Origin of the sequence: Pseudomonas sp. S34 (genome assembly GCF_009866745.1) — a bacterium.
Lineage (GTDB): Bacteria > Pseudomonadota > Gammaproteobacteria > Pseudomonadales > Pseudomonadaceae > Aquipseudomonas > Aquipseudomonas jessenii.
In genome coordinates this window covers 3,441,607-3,455,215 of sequence record NZ_CP019398.1, presented here as the reverse complement: position 1 = coordinate 3,455,215, position 13,609 = coordinate 3,441,607, and the positions used below count along the sequence as shown (strand labels likewise).

The following is a 13,609-nucleotide window of genomic DNA, read 5'->3' as shown; positions in this document are numbered from 1 at the left end:
CCCGCCTTGTGCGGGGTTTTGCTTTTCTGGAGAGTCCCTTCATGGCCGACATTGGCATTTTTACCGACGATGTTTTTTCCGTGTCTTCGCTGACCGCGGCGATCAATGAGCAGGAATACCTGCCGGGTCGCATCAGCAGCCTGGGCCTGTTTCGCGAGGAAGGCATCAGCACCCTGACCGTGCAGATCGAAAAGGACGGCAACACCCTGGCCCTGGTGCCGGCGGGTGAGCGCGGCACCTCGGGTCTGGTCGTGGGTGCCAGCAAGCGTCAGATGATTCCGTTTAACACCGTGCACCTGCCGCAGCGTTTCACCATCAAGGCGGACGAAATTCAGGGCATTCGCGCCTTTGGTACGACCACTGAGTTGCAGGCCGTGCAGGGCGTGGTCAACACGCGCCTGAGCAAGGCCAAGCGTCAGCTCGACGCCACCCATGAATTTCAGCGCATGGGCGCGCTGAACGGCCTGGTGCTGGACGCAGATGGTTCGACGGTCCTGCTGAACATCTATCAGGCGTTTGGTGTGGAGCAACAAAGCTTGTCCATGGGCCTGAACGACCCGGCTACCAAGGTTCGGGTCAAGTGCGCCGAAGCGCTGGACATGCAGGACGATGAACTGGGCAGCGTCACCAGCTCGGGCGCGCGGGCCTTCTGTGGCAAGAATTTCTGGAACAAGCTGGTCACGCACAAATCGGTTGAGGAAACCTACCTCAATACGATCCAGGCAGCTGAGTTGCGTGGTGATGCGCGGGACAGCTTCGAGCTGGGCGGCATCGTCTGGGAGCGCTACCGCGGGCGGATCGCCGGGGTGTCGTTTATCCACGACGATCAGGCGTTGTTGATTCCCGAAGGCGTGCCGGAACTGTACATCTCCTGCTTTGCCCCAGCGGACTACATGGAAACCGCCAACACCCAAGGCCTGCCGTATTACAGCAAGCTGGAACCCCTGCCGTTCAACAAGGGCATGGCCGGTGAAGCCCAGTCCAACCCGTTGCACCTGTGCACGCGTCCTCGGGCGCAGATCCTGCTGACGCTCTGACCATGGCCTTTCGAGACCTGGTCGTGGAGATCGACAGCGTGGTGTTCGACACCCTGGCCGATGTTGGCTTCATTGAAGGTCGGCGCGTGCTGGGCATGTTCTCGGCGCCTTGGTTGCAGCCCAAAATCGGACGCTTGAACACCGGCTTGCGCGAGCCGTGCTTTCACATTCGGGTGGCCGACGCCGCGGGCGTTGAAAAAACGCAGACAGTACAGATCGAGTTGCCCGTCCTGGACGGTGGTGGCGAGTACACCCTGATTCACCTGGAACCGGCGGGTGATGGTCTGGTGGCCTTGTCATTGAGGTTAAAAGCATGAGTGCCGTACCGGTTTCTCTGCAGTTTTCCGCAGACGATATGCAGGCTTTTAAACAGCTGGCCAAGGTGGTGCCCAAGGCCGCTGCCGCGGCGCAACGGCGGGCAATCAACAAGACGTTGGGCTGGCTGGCCACACACATGGCGCGCGATGTCAGCAAGCAGGAGCGGATTGCCGTCCGCGCGGTGCGCCAGCGCTTGCGCAGCTATCCCATCAAAGGCCAGGGGCAGTTGGGCAAACTCTGGTTCGGCACCAACCCGATGGAGGCCAGCCGGATTGGTAATCCCCGGCAGGGCAAGGCCGGTGTCTCGGTGGCGGGGCGGCGCTACCAGGGCGCCTTTTACAAGCGCGTGTATGGCAACAAGGCGGACATCTGGATCCGCACCTCCAGCAAACATTTCAACCCGGATGACTATCCCGGCAGCAGCGCGTCCGCCGGTGGAGGCACAAGTTCGGGCTGGATCGCGGAAAACGACAATCGCTTTCCACTGGCCAAGGCCAAGGTCTCGCTCGAAGACGTTGAAGGTCCGTTTTACACCTGGGCCAACAAGGCCGACGAGCGTCTACTGGTCGTGTTCAAACAAGAGATGAACTTTGAACTGCACAAATACCTGAAGGGGAGCGCTCGTGTCTGATCCTGCCTTTTCGCTGGATGCGTTGTACGCCGCCATCGAGGACCACATCCGCCAGGCACTGCCCACGGTGCGGTTTGTGGCGACCTGTCCGGACATTCAGGACCGGATAGCGTTGCCGGCGGTATTTCTCGAGCCGGTTGAGTTTGAGCCCGGGTCCGACATCGGCACCGGTGAAACCGTGTTGATCCAGCGCTTTGAAGCGCGGGTCATTGTCGCGCCCGAGTTGGCCCGTCATCAGCAACTTGGCGCCCAGTTGGCCGCACAACTTGCCGTTCTGTTGCGGGCACAAACCTGGGGGCTGGATAACGTCGAACAGGCGCAGTTTGTTGCGTCGCGTCAGGACTGGACCAAACCGGAACTGGATGGCTACACCGTGTGGACGGTGGAGTGGACCCAGCAAATCTACCTCGGCGAGGTTGAGTGGCTGTGGCCTGTCGAGCCTCCGGGCACGCTGTACCTGAACGTCGATGGCTGCACCGGTACCGGCAATGAAGATCACTACTTTCAGCCGGAGGATCTGGCATGGGATACGCAAGCGCCGAACACGACCGGATGATTGCAGCGATGCTGATGCCCTGTGTGGTGGTCGGTCTCGATCTGAGCGCCGGGCGGGTGCGGGTCAAGGCCGGCAACTGGGTCAGCGCCTGGGTGCGCTGGCACAGCCAGGCGGCCGGCAAAGCCCGTCACTGGCGGGCGCCGAGCCTGAATGAACAGGGCGCGCTGTTCAGCCCCAGCGGTGATCCGGCCATGGGTACGTTTCTCCCGGGGCTGTATGGCAACGCCGGGGCTCCGCCGGACAACCGCGATCACGTCGAGGCCTGGTACTTCGACGATGGCGGCTCGCTGGTCTACGACTGGCAAGCCGGCAGCTACAGCATCGCGTTGCCCGCCGGCAGCCGCGCGACCATCACGGTCGGTGGCTCGCAGCTTGACGTGACGCCGGAGCAAATCCGGGTGACGGCCAGCCAGATCACCCTGGCGGGTGAGGTGAGCATCGACGGTGCGTTGAGCGTGTCCGGCGACATCAGCGGCGCCGGCACGATCATGGATGCCGGAGGCAACAGCAGCAACCACTCGCATTGAGTGAACATTCACCTTCAGCCCGCCGCGTGCGGGTTTTTTTATACCTGGAGTAATCCATGACAAGCAAAACCAAGGAAGTAGCAGCCGCCAGCGAGGCGCCCGCGTCGGCCACGCAGAGCGTCTTTCGCGACACGTTGTACACCTCGCGGGTGCTGGTCCTGCTGGACGCCGAGCGCACCTTGAAAGTCGCAAAAGGCCAGGTCGCGGTGGCCTCGGATGACACGGTCGCGCTCGAGTATTTGCATGCCCGCAAGGATTTTGTCGCGGTCGAGGGCTGATCCCATGATCGGGATGATCGGACTGGATCGCCACACCGGCCAGCTCATTTCCGGCCTCGATCACCTGCGCCAGTCCATCGAAGACATCTTGTCGACGCCCTTGGGCAGCCGGCGCATGCGCCCAGAATACGGCAGCAAGCTGCGGCGCTTTGTCGACCTGCCGGTCAATGACGGCTGGAAGAGTGCCGTGCAGGCCGAGGTGGCCAGCACGTTGGGCCGTTGGGAGCCACGGCTGAAACTGGGCCGGGTGCGCGCCGTGGCCATCCTCGACGGGCGTATCACGTTCGAGCTGACCGGGCAGTACCTGGGCAGCGACGTGACTTTGGAGGTGTCCGCATGACCATGGAACTGGCGGCCCTGCCGCCGCCGCAAGTGCTGGAGGACCTCGACTTTGAGGAGGTTTACCAGGAGAAACTGGAAGCCTTCCGCCTGAGCATGGGCGACAACTGGAGCGCGGAGCTGGAAAGTGACCCGGTGCTCAAGCTGATCGAGCAGGCCGCGTACGGCGCCTTGCAGAACCGGGCGCGGGTCAACGACGCGGGCAAGGCCTTGCTGTTGGCCCATGCCGAGCGGGCCGACCTCGATCACTTGGCCGCCAACGTCAACCTGCAGCGCCTGGTGATTCAGGCGGGAGACCCGAGCACGGTGCCGCCGACGCCGCAGGTGCTCGAAGAGGACGATGCCCTGCGCGAGCGGGTGCAGATGTCTTATGAGGGCCTGACCACGGCGGGGCCGCGCAACAGCTACATTCTGCATGCGCGTAACGCCTCGGGCTTGGTGGCTGATGCCACGGCGGAAAGCCCGTCACCGGCCGTGGTGGTGGTCACCGTACTCAGCCTGGAAGGTAGCGGCGCCGCCTCGCCGGAGTTGCTGGAACAGGTCCGCCTGCACCTCAATGACGAGGACGTGCGGCCGGTGGCCGATCGGCTCACGGTGCAGAGCGCCGTGGTCATCGATTACCACATTGAAGCGGTGCTGTACCCGCAGGCACCGGGGCCGGAAAACGAAGCCTACCTGGCCGAAAGCCAGAAACGCCTGAGCGAGTGGATCAACCCGCGCCGCCGCCTGGGTCTCGAAGTGGCGCGCTCGGGGATCGATGCGCAATTGCACGTTCCCGGCATCGCCCGGGTTGAGCTGCTCGACTGGACGGACGTCAGACCGAGCAAGGCCGAGGCGGCGTACTGCACGGGCTACAGCGTGACGCTGGGGGCCTGACATGAGCAGCCAATTACCGCTCAACAGCACGCCGCTGGAGCTGGCCGTGGAAGCGGCCAACTATGAAAACACGCTGATTCCGCTGCGCAGTTTGTACAACGCCGACACCTGCCCCGAACACTTGTTGCCGTACCTGGCCTCGGCCTGGTCGGTGGACCGCTGGAACAATAACTGGACCCAGGAGGCCAAGCGCACGGCGATCCGTTCGGCGTACGACGTGCATGCACGCAAAGGCACCATCGGTGCGCTGCGGCGGGTGGTCGAGCCTTTGGGCTACCTGATTGACGTGGTCGAGTGGTTTGACACCGTGCCGGAAGGCGTGCCCGGTACGTTCGCCCTGGAGGTGGGGTTGAATGACGCCGGCATCACCGAGGAACTGTACGAGGAACTGGCGTGGTTGATCGACGACGCCCGTCCGGTCAGCCGGCACATGACCAACCTGGCGCTCAGCCTGCAGACCGAGGGGGTGCTGGGCATTGCCGTGTGCGTGCAAGAAGGTGAAGAGATCGACGTGTACCCGCCGGCCCCGAAAGACATCGACGTGACCGGCACTTTTGGCCCGGCGCTCTGCGTCGATGAAACCGATACTTTGGACGTTTATCCCTATGATTGATAAAACCAGTCAGTTTTTTGCCATTCTCACGGCGGTCGGCGAAGCCAAACACGCCAATGCCATCGCCATGGGCCTGGACTGGATGTTTACCGAGATGGGCTTGGGGGATGCCAACGGCACCGACCCGATTCCCGACCGTCTGCAAACCCAGTTGATCAACGAATGGCGCCGGGCGCCGATTAACCAGATCCGCGTTGATCCGGCCAACCCCAACACCGTCATCACCGAACAAATTATTCCGCCCGAAGTCGGCGGTGAGTGGATTCGCGAGATCGGTCTGTACGATGTCGACGGTGATCTGGTGGCGGTGGCCAACTGCGCACCGAGCTATAAACCATTGCTGGACCAGGGCAGTGGCAAAACCCAAGTGGTGCGGATGAACTTCATCGTCAGCAGCTCGGCGAACATCGTGCTGAAGATTGACCCGGCGGTGGTGCTGGCCACGCGTGAATATGTCGACCTGGCTATCAGTGAGGCGCTGGCCAAGCTGGATCACAAACAGTCAGCGCGGGTGGCGGCCACGGTTCCCATCACCCTGAGCAATGTGCAGACCATCGATGACGTGGCCGTGGCCGCCGGTGATCGCGTGCTGGTGACCGCCCAGGCAGAGACCCAGAACAACGGTGTCTATGTCGTCAGCGCCGAAGGCTGGACGCGGGCCGCTGATGCCGACAACAGCCTGGAAGTGACACCGGGGTTGTTTATCCACGTCGAGCAGGGCACGACCAACGGCGACAGCCTCTGGCAGTTGGTCACCGACGCGCCGATCACCCTCGGCACCACCGGTTTGCAGTTTGAAATGATCGCGGGCGGCAGTGGGGGCGGTGTCGGCACCTTTCGCAGTGTCACCGTCGATGCCCTTGGGCGTGTGATCGCTGGCACCAACCCGACCACCTTGGACGGCTACGGCATCACCGATGCGATGGCGGTCAGCGAAAACCTGGGCGATGTTGCGGATGTGGTCGAGGCTCGGAATAACCTCGGGCTGGGCACCGCCGCAACCGCTGCTGTGCAGGTCCATCTGCACGATGAAACGCCTGATGTGCTGATGAAGGTCGGAGCGTTCGGCTGGGGCGGGCCCGCCTATGCGGTCAGTGATGTTGACATCGGTGGCTTGAACGCGGAGACGGCCCTCTATTTCATCAGCAATGGCATAGGAGGGCCAGGTGGCGGGATCTATGAGGGTTGGGTTCGCGTCTCGGCGATTACACCAGGTCAATACGCCTTCCAGGAGATTTATGGGAATGCCGACCACACCCTAAACCGCCGGGCCTTGACTGCCGGTGTTTGGAGCGAATGGGAAAGCACCTGGGACTCAAGCGATCTAGTTAAACAAATCTACCCCCAAGATGACACGCCAGGCCGTGTACTGCTCACGGGTGCTTATGGCATCGGTCACGGGGGGATTGTCCTTCCCGACGGCACCGATCTAAACACAGTCACCACCGTGGGTATTTACCGGGTGAACCCCGGCCCGAACGTTCCAGAAGGGTGTCAATTCTCCCCCATGCTGGTTGCGGTCAGTCAAGACACCCTCTGGCAACAAATCATCGGCTATAACACCGGTACAACTATTACTCGTGGCGGTGTTCAGACCCCAGAGGGATACGTATTCAGTGCGTGGGTAACGGGCTGGGACACTAGTAACTTTGACCCTGCTGCGTACCAACCTGCGTTGGGCTTCACTCCCGTGCAGCAAAGCGGGGGGGCGGGTCAGGACGCCAATAAAATCTACATTGGTTATCACAACGCCTCGGGCCAAATAAAAATACAGGTTGATGCGCAGGATTTCGGGGCGCTCTGGACCCAGACCAACTTTGATCCTGCTTCCATATTTGCCGTCCCTGTCGGCGTGCCGTTTCCATGGCCAACCGCTACGCCGCCCGAAAAATGCGTCCTGATGGCGGGGCAGCCGTTCAACGTCGAGTGGTACCCAGTATTGGCCAATCTGTATCCCGGCGGCATCCTGCCAGATCTGCGCGGAGAGTTCGTTCGAGGCAGCGATAACAATCGGGGGGCTGATCCGGGACGAGCCCTGCTTACCTGGCAAGACCATATGTTTGCAGCGCACGCTCACGTGGCATCGGTGGGCAGCGGCAACAACGTTCTGGATGGTGGAGGCGTTCCCGCGCCAACGGTGGGGAGCACAGACACATCCTCAACGGGCGGGATCGAAACACGGCCGCGTAACTTGTCCTTTAACTACATTTGCAGGATGTATTGATGCCTATATTAGTGGATGGTTTTTTTGATGAGAGCGGGTGGATCGACGTCTACACGTACAGTGAAACCACGGCGGAGTACCTCGGCCACCATGCAGCCTATGTCAGCACCGGTTGCGGTCTGCCGGCGGGCGCCACGTTAGAGGAACCGCCCGAAGCCGGTGACGGCGAGGTGGTCGTCTGGAGGGATGAGGTCTGGGTGGTGGTGCCCGATTACCGTGGCCCGGTGTTTCAGACAGCCGATGGCGCCGAGGTAAAACACACGATGCCGGGCGAGTTGCCCCCCGAGCTGACGACCTTGCCGCGACCGAGTGCGGCCCATCTCTGGGCTGGTCTCGATTGGGTGCTGGATGCTGCCCTGGACCTGCAGCTTCACAGCCAGCAAGAGCAGACGTGGATCGAAAGCGAACTGCGGTTGGCGGGCCGAGAGATCGACAAGCATCAGGATGCTTACCTGGGCGCGATCAGCACGGAATCCGCCTGGCGCACCTACCGCAACGAGCTGCGGGCCTGGCCAGCCAACGCCTTATTTCCTACCAAGGAGGAGCGCCCTGTAGCGCCAAGTACCTCCTAAAACGCCCCGCATTGCCGGGGCGTTTTCTTTTCCGTTACGCGTCACGTCATTCACAGCCTCGCTTATGCGGGGCTTTTTCGTTACTGGAGCATCACTCTATGAGTTTTTTTCACGGCGTCACCGTGACCCTGGTGGACACCGGCGCCCGGCATATCGCCACCCCGTCCGCGTCGATCATCGGCCTGTGCAACACCTTCACCGTCGGGCCGCCGGCAACCGCAGCGGCCAACGAATTGCTGCTGATCACCCGCGAAAGCGAAGCGGTGGCGGCCTGGGGCCCGGACGCGGCGATCACCCAGGACTGCAAAGCCATTTTCAAACGGTCCAAGGCGGTGATTGTCGCCGTCGGCGTGCCGCTGCTGGAAGACCCGGCCGAGCAGCTGTCCGCGATCATCGGCGGGGTTTGGGCCGACGGCAGCCGTACCGGCATGCAGGCGTTGCTCAACGGTAAAAGCAAGTTCAACGCCCAGCCACGGTTGTTGGTGACTCCGGGGTACTCGGCGACGCTGGCGGTCGCCACCGAGCTGGTCGCGCTGGGTGACAAGATGCGGGCTATGGCCATCATCGACGGGCCGAACACCACCGACGAAGCCGCGATGGCCTATGCCGAAAACTTCGGCAGCAAACACGCCTACATGGTCGACCCGGGCGTGCAGTTCTGGGATACCGGAACCAGTGCCACCGTCAATGCACCGGCTTCGGCTTGGACTGCTGGCCTGTTTGCCTGGACCGATGCCACCTACGGTTTCTGGGCCTCGCCGTCGAACAAGGAGTTTGTCGGCATCACCGGCACCACGCGGCCAATCGAGTTTCTCGACGGCGATGCCTCGTGCCGGGCCAATCTGCTGAACAACGCCAATATCACCACCATCATTCGTGACGACGGTTATCGCCTGTGGGGCAACCGCACGCTGTCCAGCGACCCGAAATGGAAGTTCGTCACCCGCGTGCGCACGCTGGACATCGTCATGGACGCCATCCTCTACGCGCACAAGTGGGCAGTCGACCGCTCGATCACCGCGACCTACGTCAAGGACGTGACCGAAGGCCTACAGGCGTTCATGCGCGACCTGAAAAATCAGGGCGCGATTATCAACTTCGAGGTGTATGCCGACGAAGAGCTGAACACTTCCAGCGAACTCAGCGACGGCAAGGTGTACTGGAACATTCGGTTCACCGACGTGCCGCCGGCTGAAAACCCGAACTTCCGCGTGGAGGTGACCGATCAGTGGATCACTGAAGTGCTGGACACCGCTGCCTAAGGAGACCGTTTTATGATTCCGGAAGTGCTCTACAACACCAACCTGTTCGTGGACGGCATCAGCCTGCAAGGCGACGTGCCGAGCCTGACCCTGCCCAAGTTGACCCTCAAGACTGACGAATACCGCGCGGGCGGCATGGACGCAGCGGTCGAACTCGACATGGGTATGGAGAAACTGGAAGCCAGCTTCCTCACCAATGGTGTGCGCCGCGAGGTGCTGAAGTTCTTCGGTCAGTCCGACTTGACCGGGTTCAACGCCTCGTTCCGGGGCGCCTTCAAAGGCCAGAAAGGTTCGGTCAAGTCGGTGGTCGCCACCCTGCGTGGCAGCCTCAAGGAAGTCGATCCGGGGGACTGGAAACCGGGTGAAAAAGGCGAGTTCAAGTACGCCGTCGCGGTGACCTATTACAAGCTGGAAATCGACGGCAGTGTGATGTTTGAAATCGATCCCCTCAACTCGATCCGCGTCATTGACGGCGTCGACCAATTGGCCGCTGTGCGGTCTGCCCTGGGCATGTAAGGAGCCACACCATGAGCAACGCAAAAGACATCCTGCCCAAGTGGCTGCAACTGGGTGATGGCATTGCCACCGTGGCCCTGTCTCGGCCGAGTCAGGCCAACGGCATTCAGGTCGACAAACTGACCCTGCGCGAACCGACGGTGCGCGAGATGCGCGCCGCCACCCTGCAGGGCGGGAGCAACGAAGAAGAGCAGGAGATGGTCTTGTTCTGCAGCCTGGCGAGCATCGGCCGCAGCGATCTGGAGGGGCTGCTGATGCGTGATTACCGTCGTCTGCAGACCGCCTATTTTCGTCTGGGAGCAGACGACGGGGTTTAACCCCCAGCTGCAAAAGGCCCTGGCCAAACGCTTGGCCGTCGAGCTGAATTTTTCGGCGGCTGAGATTCAGGGGCTGTCGTTTTCCGAGATGGTCTGGTGGCTCACGGACTGAGCCCATCCCCCTCTGCACACAGGTACCCTGCATGGCGAACAAACTCTCGCTCGGGTTGGTGATTGGCGGCGCCGTCGATTCCTCCCTGGGCGCCGCCTTCAAGAATGTCAGCGGCGAAATGAAAAAGCTTGAGGCGCAAACCACCCGTGCCAAAGGTTTGCAGAAAGCCATCGGCGAGACCATGCGTCTACGCGATGAATGGAAAAAAGCCCACGACAGCGGGGCGGCCAATGCCGACTCCTTGTTGCGCAAACTGGAAACCAACACCAGCAGCCTGCGCAAACAGGGTGTCGAAGTCGGGCGCCTGCGTCAGGAGTACCTGGCGCTGGGCAAGGTGGTGCGCAGTGCCGAGTTCAAAGCCAAAGGCATGGGGCAGGTCGAAGAGGGACGGGAGAGCTTGCGCAGCGGTTTCGGTACGGCGGTGGCCGGTACCACACTGGCAGCAGTGCCGACCAAGGTCAGCGCGGATTTTCAGGCGATCATTCGCGACATCGCGATCAAGTCCGGTACCGCCAACACCCAACAGGAAGTGGACACCGCCCGCGACATCATCCAGACCTCAAAAGACACTGGCATGGCCAACACCCAGGTGGCTGACCTGGTGAACCAGTTGGTTGGTGGCGGCATGGATCTGACTGACGCGCTGAAGTACGCTCCGGTGGCCGCCAAGTTTGCGGTCGGGCAGGGCGCGTCGGGCACCGACACGGCGAAGATGATTCTGGCGATGCAGAACAACGCCAAGATCACCGCCCCCAAAAAAATGGAACAGGCCTTGGCGTCGGTGGCCCTGCTGGGCCAGCAAGGCAGCTTCGAGGCGGCCGACATGGCCAAGTGGTTTCCGGAACTGTTGGCGCAGATGGCCAGCAGCGGCATCACCGGTCAGGACGCGGTGACCCAGCTGGGCGCCATGCTGCAGGTGCAGATCAAGAGCGCCGGCAGTGCCGATGAGGCGGCGAACAACCTGAAAAACTGGATCGCGAAAATCGGTTCAGGGGAAACCGTCAAAGGTTATGCCGATGCCGGGATCGACTATCAGGGCTCGATGAACGCCGCCATCGCCAAGGGGCTGTCGACCTTTGAAGCCAGTTTTGAACTGGCCCGCCGGTACGTGGAAAAGACCGACCCGAAAAAGGCCAAACAGCTGGATCGGGGCCTGATCAAGATCAGCCAAGAGACGGACCCGGCCAAGGCGCAAGCGATGGCCGATGCCCTGGCCGCGACACTGCGTACCGGCGATCTGTTTGCCGACATGCAGGTCAAGACGGCGCTGATGGCGTACACCCAGAACAAAAAATTCTACGCGGAGCTGAAAAAAGGCGCCTCGGACCCCGACGGCCCGCGCAAGGACATTCTCGACAAAAACCTGAGCGAACGTCGCGAGAGCTCGTCGCAACGTTGGGCCGAAACCGGTCAGGCGTTTAACGATTCGCTGCGTGCGATCGGTGATGCCCTGCGGCCGGCGACGGATGCGCTGGCCACCGGTATCGGTGCGGCAGCGCGTGGCTTGACCGCCTTGTCCGAGGAGACGCCCAAGGTGGTGCTGGGCCTGGCGGCGTTGAGTGCCGGAGCATTGCTGACGGGCAAGGCCTGGGCCGCGCTGAAGATCGGTCGGGGGCTGCTGAACATCGCGCGCGGTTCGGCCGGCGACCGGTCCAATATCGTGCAGCGGGTGTTCGTGACTAACGCGGAGGACGGCGATGACAACGGGCTGGATTACGATTCAGGTCGAAAGAGAAAAGGCCCTGCAAGTCGGCCGTCCCGTGGCATGAAAGTGGGCGGGGCGCTGGCGGTGGTCGGTGCCGGCGTTCAGATGTTGAACACTTACCAGAATGCGACCACTCGCGATGAAAAGGCCGAAGGCTACGGCGAGGCAGCGGGTGGGCTTGCCGGTGGATTGGCCGGTGCAGCAGCTGGTGCCGCCATCGGTTCGGTCATCCCGTTGCTCGGTACCGCAGTGGGCGGAATGATCGGTGCCTGGCTCGGGGCGTGGGGCGGCGGCGACGTGGGCGCGACCATGGGCAAGGCGTTGTTTGGCGGGCCGGACACACCAATCGTACCCAAAGCACCGCTCGGCATCTTGCCCGTGGCTGCACGCCAAGGTTTGGGTGATGTCGTGCGTTCGATGGACAGCGCCCCCACCGCGCCGGTCACGGCAGCGGCATTGATGTCGACCGCAACAGCAAAGACGCCCGAATGGCCAAAGGTCGATCAGCAATTCACCTTCGCCCCGGCGCCGATCATTACCGTGCAAGGCGATGTGAAAGACCCGGCGCAGCTAGCCCAGGAGCTGATGCCACACCTTCGCCGTCAGTTTGACGACTTCGCCCGCGAGGCGCGCGCCCGGCAGTTGTTTGATGCGCCCCACGTGGGCTGAGGAAGTGATATGGCGGATGAAAAAACCTACCTGCAGCAACTGCAGGGTGGGCTGAAGTATATGGTCGACGCGGGGGAGGCCGGGCGCACTGACCTGGAGTCGATGACCGGGCCCATGAATGGCGCGCTCAATGAGATCAGTGGGGCGGCCGATGCGCTGGAAGGTCTGCCCTTTATCAGCGAGGACCTGAGCGACAAGACCCGGCGTCTGCAGGATGCGATCAACTCGGCGCAGGCCAAGATTGGCAAGGTGGCCAGCTTCTACAACCAGACCCAACGCGCGCTGGCCCAGTTCGATGAGCACTTTTCCGCGCTGACCGAACAGATCGGCCGGTTTGGCGCGGCGTTCAACAAGGTGGCCGGCAAGGCCAATGCCGCGTTGGGCAACATCTTTCCCACGGAATGGTTTGCCGGCGACATGTCACCGATTCCCGACGCGGTGAAGCCGTTTCCGCACCTGCTGATCCTCTACCCGCTGAAAGCCAATGAGCGGCCGTACTACTTCAACCTGGACACGGCAGCCTTCGATGAACTGCGCCGACAGACGGCGTTTCGCTGGGCCGCGCAGGAACGCCTGACGCGGCGGCCAGCGCAGCAGGCGGTGGGCTTGGGGGAGGAAAAAATCACCATCAAGGGCGCGATCTACCCGAGCTTCAAAGGCGGGCTGAAGCAGCTGGATAGGCTACGCAGCATCGGTGCCAAGTTGCTGCCACTGAACCTGACTACCGGTTATGGCGAGGTGCTGGGCAACTGGTGCCTGACCAATATCGACGAGGAACAAAGCGCGTTGCTGCCTGGGGCGATCCCGCGCAAGCAGGGCTTTTCATTGGAGTTTGTCCGTTATGGCGATGACCTGCAGAACGGCTGACGGGGATCTGCTCGACACCCTGTGCCACCACTATTACGGCCATCTGAACCGCAGCGTCGAGGCGGTGCTGGCCGCCAATCAGGGCCTGGCCGATGAGCCGCAGCCGTTCCGGGCCGGCCTGCTGATCACGCTGCCGGACCTGGTGGTGGAGACTGATAGCGTGATTTCACTGTGGGATTAATCCCGTTAC

The 13,609-nt window shown here is 62.0% G+C and carries 17 protein-coding genes; all 17 read left to right on the top strand.

What is annotated here, in order from left to right; genetic code table 11:
• Positions 1 to 41 precede the first annotated feature (41 nt).
• The 17 genes from PspS34_RS15375 (at position 42) to PspS34_RS15295 (ending at position 13,600) form a co-directional block, all read left to right on the top strand.
• Positions 42 to 1,037, top strand: a complete 996-nt coding sequence (locus PspS34_RS15375) for a major capsid protein (protein WP_060539985.1) — start codon at positions 42 to 44, stop codon at positions 1,035 to 1,037.
• Between the two features lie 2 nt (positions 1,038 to 1,039).
• A complete protein-coding gene (locus PspS34_RS15370; RefSeq protein WP_159390097.1) occupies positions 1,040 to 1,354 on the top strand; it encodes a hypothetical protein in 315 nt (104 codons plus the stop codon).
• Positions 1,351 to 1,986 carry a hypothetical protein gene (locus tag PspS34_RS15365; RefSeq protein ID WP_159390096.1) on the top strand — a complete coding sequence of 212 codons (636 nt, stop codon included), beginning with the start codon at positions 1,351 to 1,353 and terminating at the stop codon, positions 1,984 to 1,986. Before PspS34_RS15370 ends, PspS34_RS15365 begins: the two co-directional genes overlap by 4 nt.
• Positions 1,979 to 2,542 (top strand): hypothetical protein, encoded by a 564-nt coding sequence (locus PspS34_RS15360; protein ID WP_159390095.1) that lies wholly within the window; start codon positions 1,979 to 1,981, stop codon positions 2,540 to 2,542. Before PspS34_RS15365 ends, PspS34_RS15360 begins: the two co-directional genes overlap by 8 nt.
• Complete coding sequence (locus tag PspS34_RS15355; protein WP_159390094.1) at positions 2,509 to 3,069, top strand: phage baseplate assembly protein V; 561 nt, start codon at positions 2,509 to 2,511, stop codon at positions 3,067 to 3,069. The genes PspS34_RS15360 and PspS34_RS15355 overlap by 34 nt, the downstream gene beginning before the upstream one ends.
• A gap of 56 nt (positions 3,070 to 3,125) precedes the next feature.
• The gene (locus PspS34_RS15350) at positions 3,126 to 3,347 is read left to right on the top strand and encodes a hypothetical protein (protein WP_159390093.1); all 222 of its coding nucleotides are present in this window, start codon (positions 3,126 to 3,128) and stop codon (positions 3,345 to 3,347) included.
• A 13-nt stretch (positions 3,348 to 3,360) separates the two neighbouring features.
• Positions 3,361 to 3,687, top strand: coding sequence for a GPW/gp25 family protein (locus PspS34_RS15345; RefSeq protein ID WP_159390409.1), 327 nt, complete (start codon positions 3,361 to 3,363; stop codon positions 3,685 to 3,687).
• Positions 3,684 to 4,562 carry a baseplate J/gp47 family protein gene (locus PspS34_RS15340; RefSeq protein WP_159390092.1) on the top strand — a complete coding sequence of 293 codons (879 nt, stop codon included), beginning with the start codon at positions 3,684 to 3,686 and terminating at the stop codon, positions 4,560 to 4,562. The genes PspS34_RS15345 and PspS34_RS15340 overlap by 4 nt, the downstream gene beginning before the upstream one ends.
• Before the next feature lies 1 nt (position 4,563).
• Positions 4,564 to 5,175 (top strand): phage tail protein I, encoded by a 612-nt coding sequence (locus PspS34_RS15335; RefSeq protein ID WP_159390091.1) that lies wholly within the window; start codon positions 4,564 to 4,566, stop codon positions 5,173 to 5,175.
• Positions 5,168 to 7,399 carry a phage tail protein gene (locus tag PspS34_RS28375; protein ID WP_159390090.1) on the top strand — a complete coding sequence of 744 codons (2,232 nt, stop codon included), beginning with the start codon at positions 5,168 to 5,170 and terminating at the stop codon, positions 7,397 to 7,399. The genes PspS34_RS15335 and PspS34_RS28375 overlap by 8 nt, the downstream gene beginning before the upstream one ends.
• Positions 7,399 to 7,971, top strand: a complete 573-nt coding sequence (locus PspS34_RS15325; RefSeq protein ID WP_159390089.1) for a hypothetical protein — start codon at positions 7,399 to 7,401, stop codon at positions 7,969 to 7,971. Before PspS34_RS28375 ends, PspS34_RS15325 begins: the two co-directional genes overlap by 1 nt.
• A gap of 98 nt (positions 7,972 to 8,069) precedes the next feature.
• Positions 8,070 to 9,233, top strand: coding sequence for a phage tail sheath family protein (locus PspS34_RS15320; RefSeq protein WP_159390088.1), 1,164 nt, complete (start codon positions 8,070 to 8,072; stop codon positions 9,231 to 9,233).
• A 12-nt stretch (positions 9,234 to 9,245) separates the two neighbouring features.
• Complete coding sequence (locus PspS34_RS15315; protein WP_159390087.1) at positions 9,246 to 9,749, top strand: phage major tail tube protein; 504 nt, start codon at positions 9,246 to 9,248, stop codon at positions 9,747 to 9,749.
• Positions 9,750 to 9,760: 11 nt separating this feature from the next.
• Positions 9,761 to 10,066: a phage tail assembly protein gene (locus PspS34_RS15310; RefSeq protein WP_159390086.1), complete on the top strand. Its 306-nt coding sequence runs from the start codon at positions 9,761 to 9,763 to the stop codon at positions 10,064 to 10,066.
• Between the two features lie 143 nt (positions 10,067 to 10,209).
• Positions 10,210 to 12,552: a phage tail tape measure protein gene (locus PspS34_RS15305; protein ID WP_159390085.1), complete on the top strand. Its 2,343-nt coding sequence runs from the start codon at positions 10,210 to 10,212 to the stop codon at positions 12,550 to 12,552.
• Between the two features lie 9 nt (positions 12,553 to 12,561).
• Entirely contained in the window at positions 12,562 to 13,419 is an 858-nt protein-coding gene (locus PspS34_RS15300) for a phage tail protein (protein WP_159390084.1), read from the top strand.
• Positions 13,394 to 13,600, top strand: a complete 207-nt coding sequence (locus PspS34_RS15295; RefSeq protein WP_159390083.1) for a tail protein X — start codon at positions 13,394 to 13,396, stop codon at positions 13,598 to 13,600. The genes PspS34_RS15300 and PspS34_RS15295 overlap by 26 nt, the downstream gene beginning before the upstream one ends.
• Positions 13,601 to 13,609: the final 9 nt, after the last annotated feature.

What these genes read in the sequence shown, in the direction of transcription:
- PspS34_RS15345 (WP_159390409.1), top strand. Translation starts at nt 3,361, where the DNA reads ATGATCGGACTGGATCGCCACACCGGCCAGCTCATTTCCGGCCTCGAT.
- PspS34_RS15320 (WP_159390088.1), top strand. Translation starts at nt 8,070, where the DNA reads ATGAGTTTTTTTCACGGCGTCACCGTGACCCTGGTGGACACCGGCGCC.
- PspS34_RS15370 (WP_159390097.1), top strand. Translation starts at nt 1,040, where the DNA reads ATGGCCTTTCGAGACCTGGTCGTGGAGATCGACAGCGTGGTGTTCGAC.
- PspS34_RS15365 (WP_159390096.1), top strand. Translation starts at nt 1,351, where the DNA reads ATGAGTGCCGTACCGGTTTCTCTGCAGTTTTCCGCAGACGATATGCAG.
- PspS34_RS15340 (WP_159390092.1), top strand. Translation starts at nt 3,684, where the DNA reads ATGACCATGGAACTGGCGGCCCTGCCGCCGCCGCAAGTGCTGGAGGAC.
- PspS34_RS15310 (WP_159390086.1), top strand. Translation starts at nt 9,761, where the DNA reads ATGAGCAACGCAAAAGACATCCTGCCCAAGTGGCTGCAACTGGGTGAT.
- PspS34_RS15300 (WP_159390084.1), top strand. Translation starts at nt 12,562, where the DNA reads ATGGCGGATGAAAAAACCTACCTGCAGCAACTGCAGGGTGGGCTGAAG.
- PspS34_RS28375 (WP_159390090.1), top strand. Translation starts at nt 5,168, where the DNA reads ATGATTGATAAAACCAGTCAGTTTTTTGCCATTCTCACGGCGGTCGGC.
- PspS34_RS15295 (WP_159390083.1), top strand. Translation starts at nt 13,394, where the DNA reads ATGGCGATGACCTGCAGAACGGCTGACGGGGATCTGCTCGACACCCTG.
- PspS34_RS15305 (WP_159390085.1), top strand. Translation starts at nt 10,210, where the DNA reads ATGGCGAACAAACTCTCGCTCGGGTTGGTGATTGGCGGCGCCGTCGAT.
- PspS34_RS15325 (WP_159390089.1), top strand. Translation starts at nt 7,399, where the DNA reads ATGCCTATATTAGTGGATGGTTTTTTTGATGAGAGCGGGTGGATCGAC.
- PspS34_RS15335 (WP_159390091.1), top strand. Translation starts at nt 4,564, where the DNA reads ATGAGCAGCCAATTACCGCTCAACAGCACGCCGCTGGAGCTGGCCGTG.
- PspS34_RS15355 (WP_159390094.1), top strand. Translation starts at nt 2,509, where the DNA reads ATGGGATACGCAAGCGCCGAACACGACCGGATGATTGCAGCGATGCTG.
- PspS34_RS15315 (WP_159390087.1), top strand. Translation starts at nt 9,246, where the DNA reads ATGATTCCGGAAGTGCTCTACAACACCAACCTGTTCGTGGACGGCATC.
- PspS34_RS15375 (WP_060539985.1), top strand. Translation starts at nt 42, where the DNA reads ATGGCCGACATTGGCATTTTTACCGACGATGTTTTTTCCGTGTCTTCG.
- PspS34_RS15350 (WP_159390093.1), top strand. Translation starts at nt 3,126, where the DNA reads ATGACAAGCAAAACCAAGGAAGTAGCAGCCGCCAGCGAGGCGCCCGCG.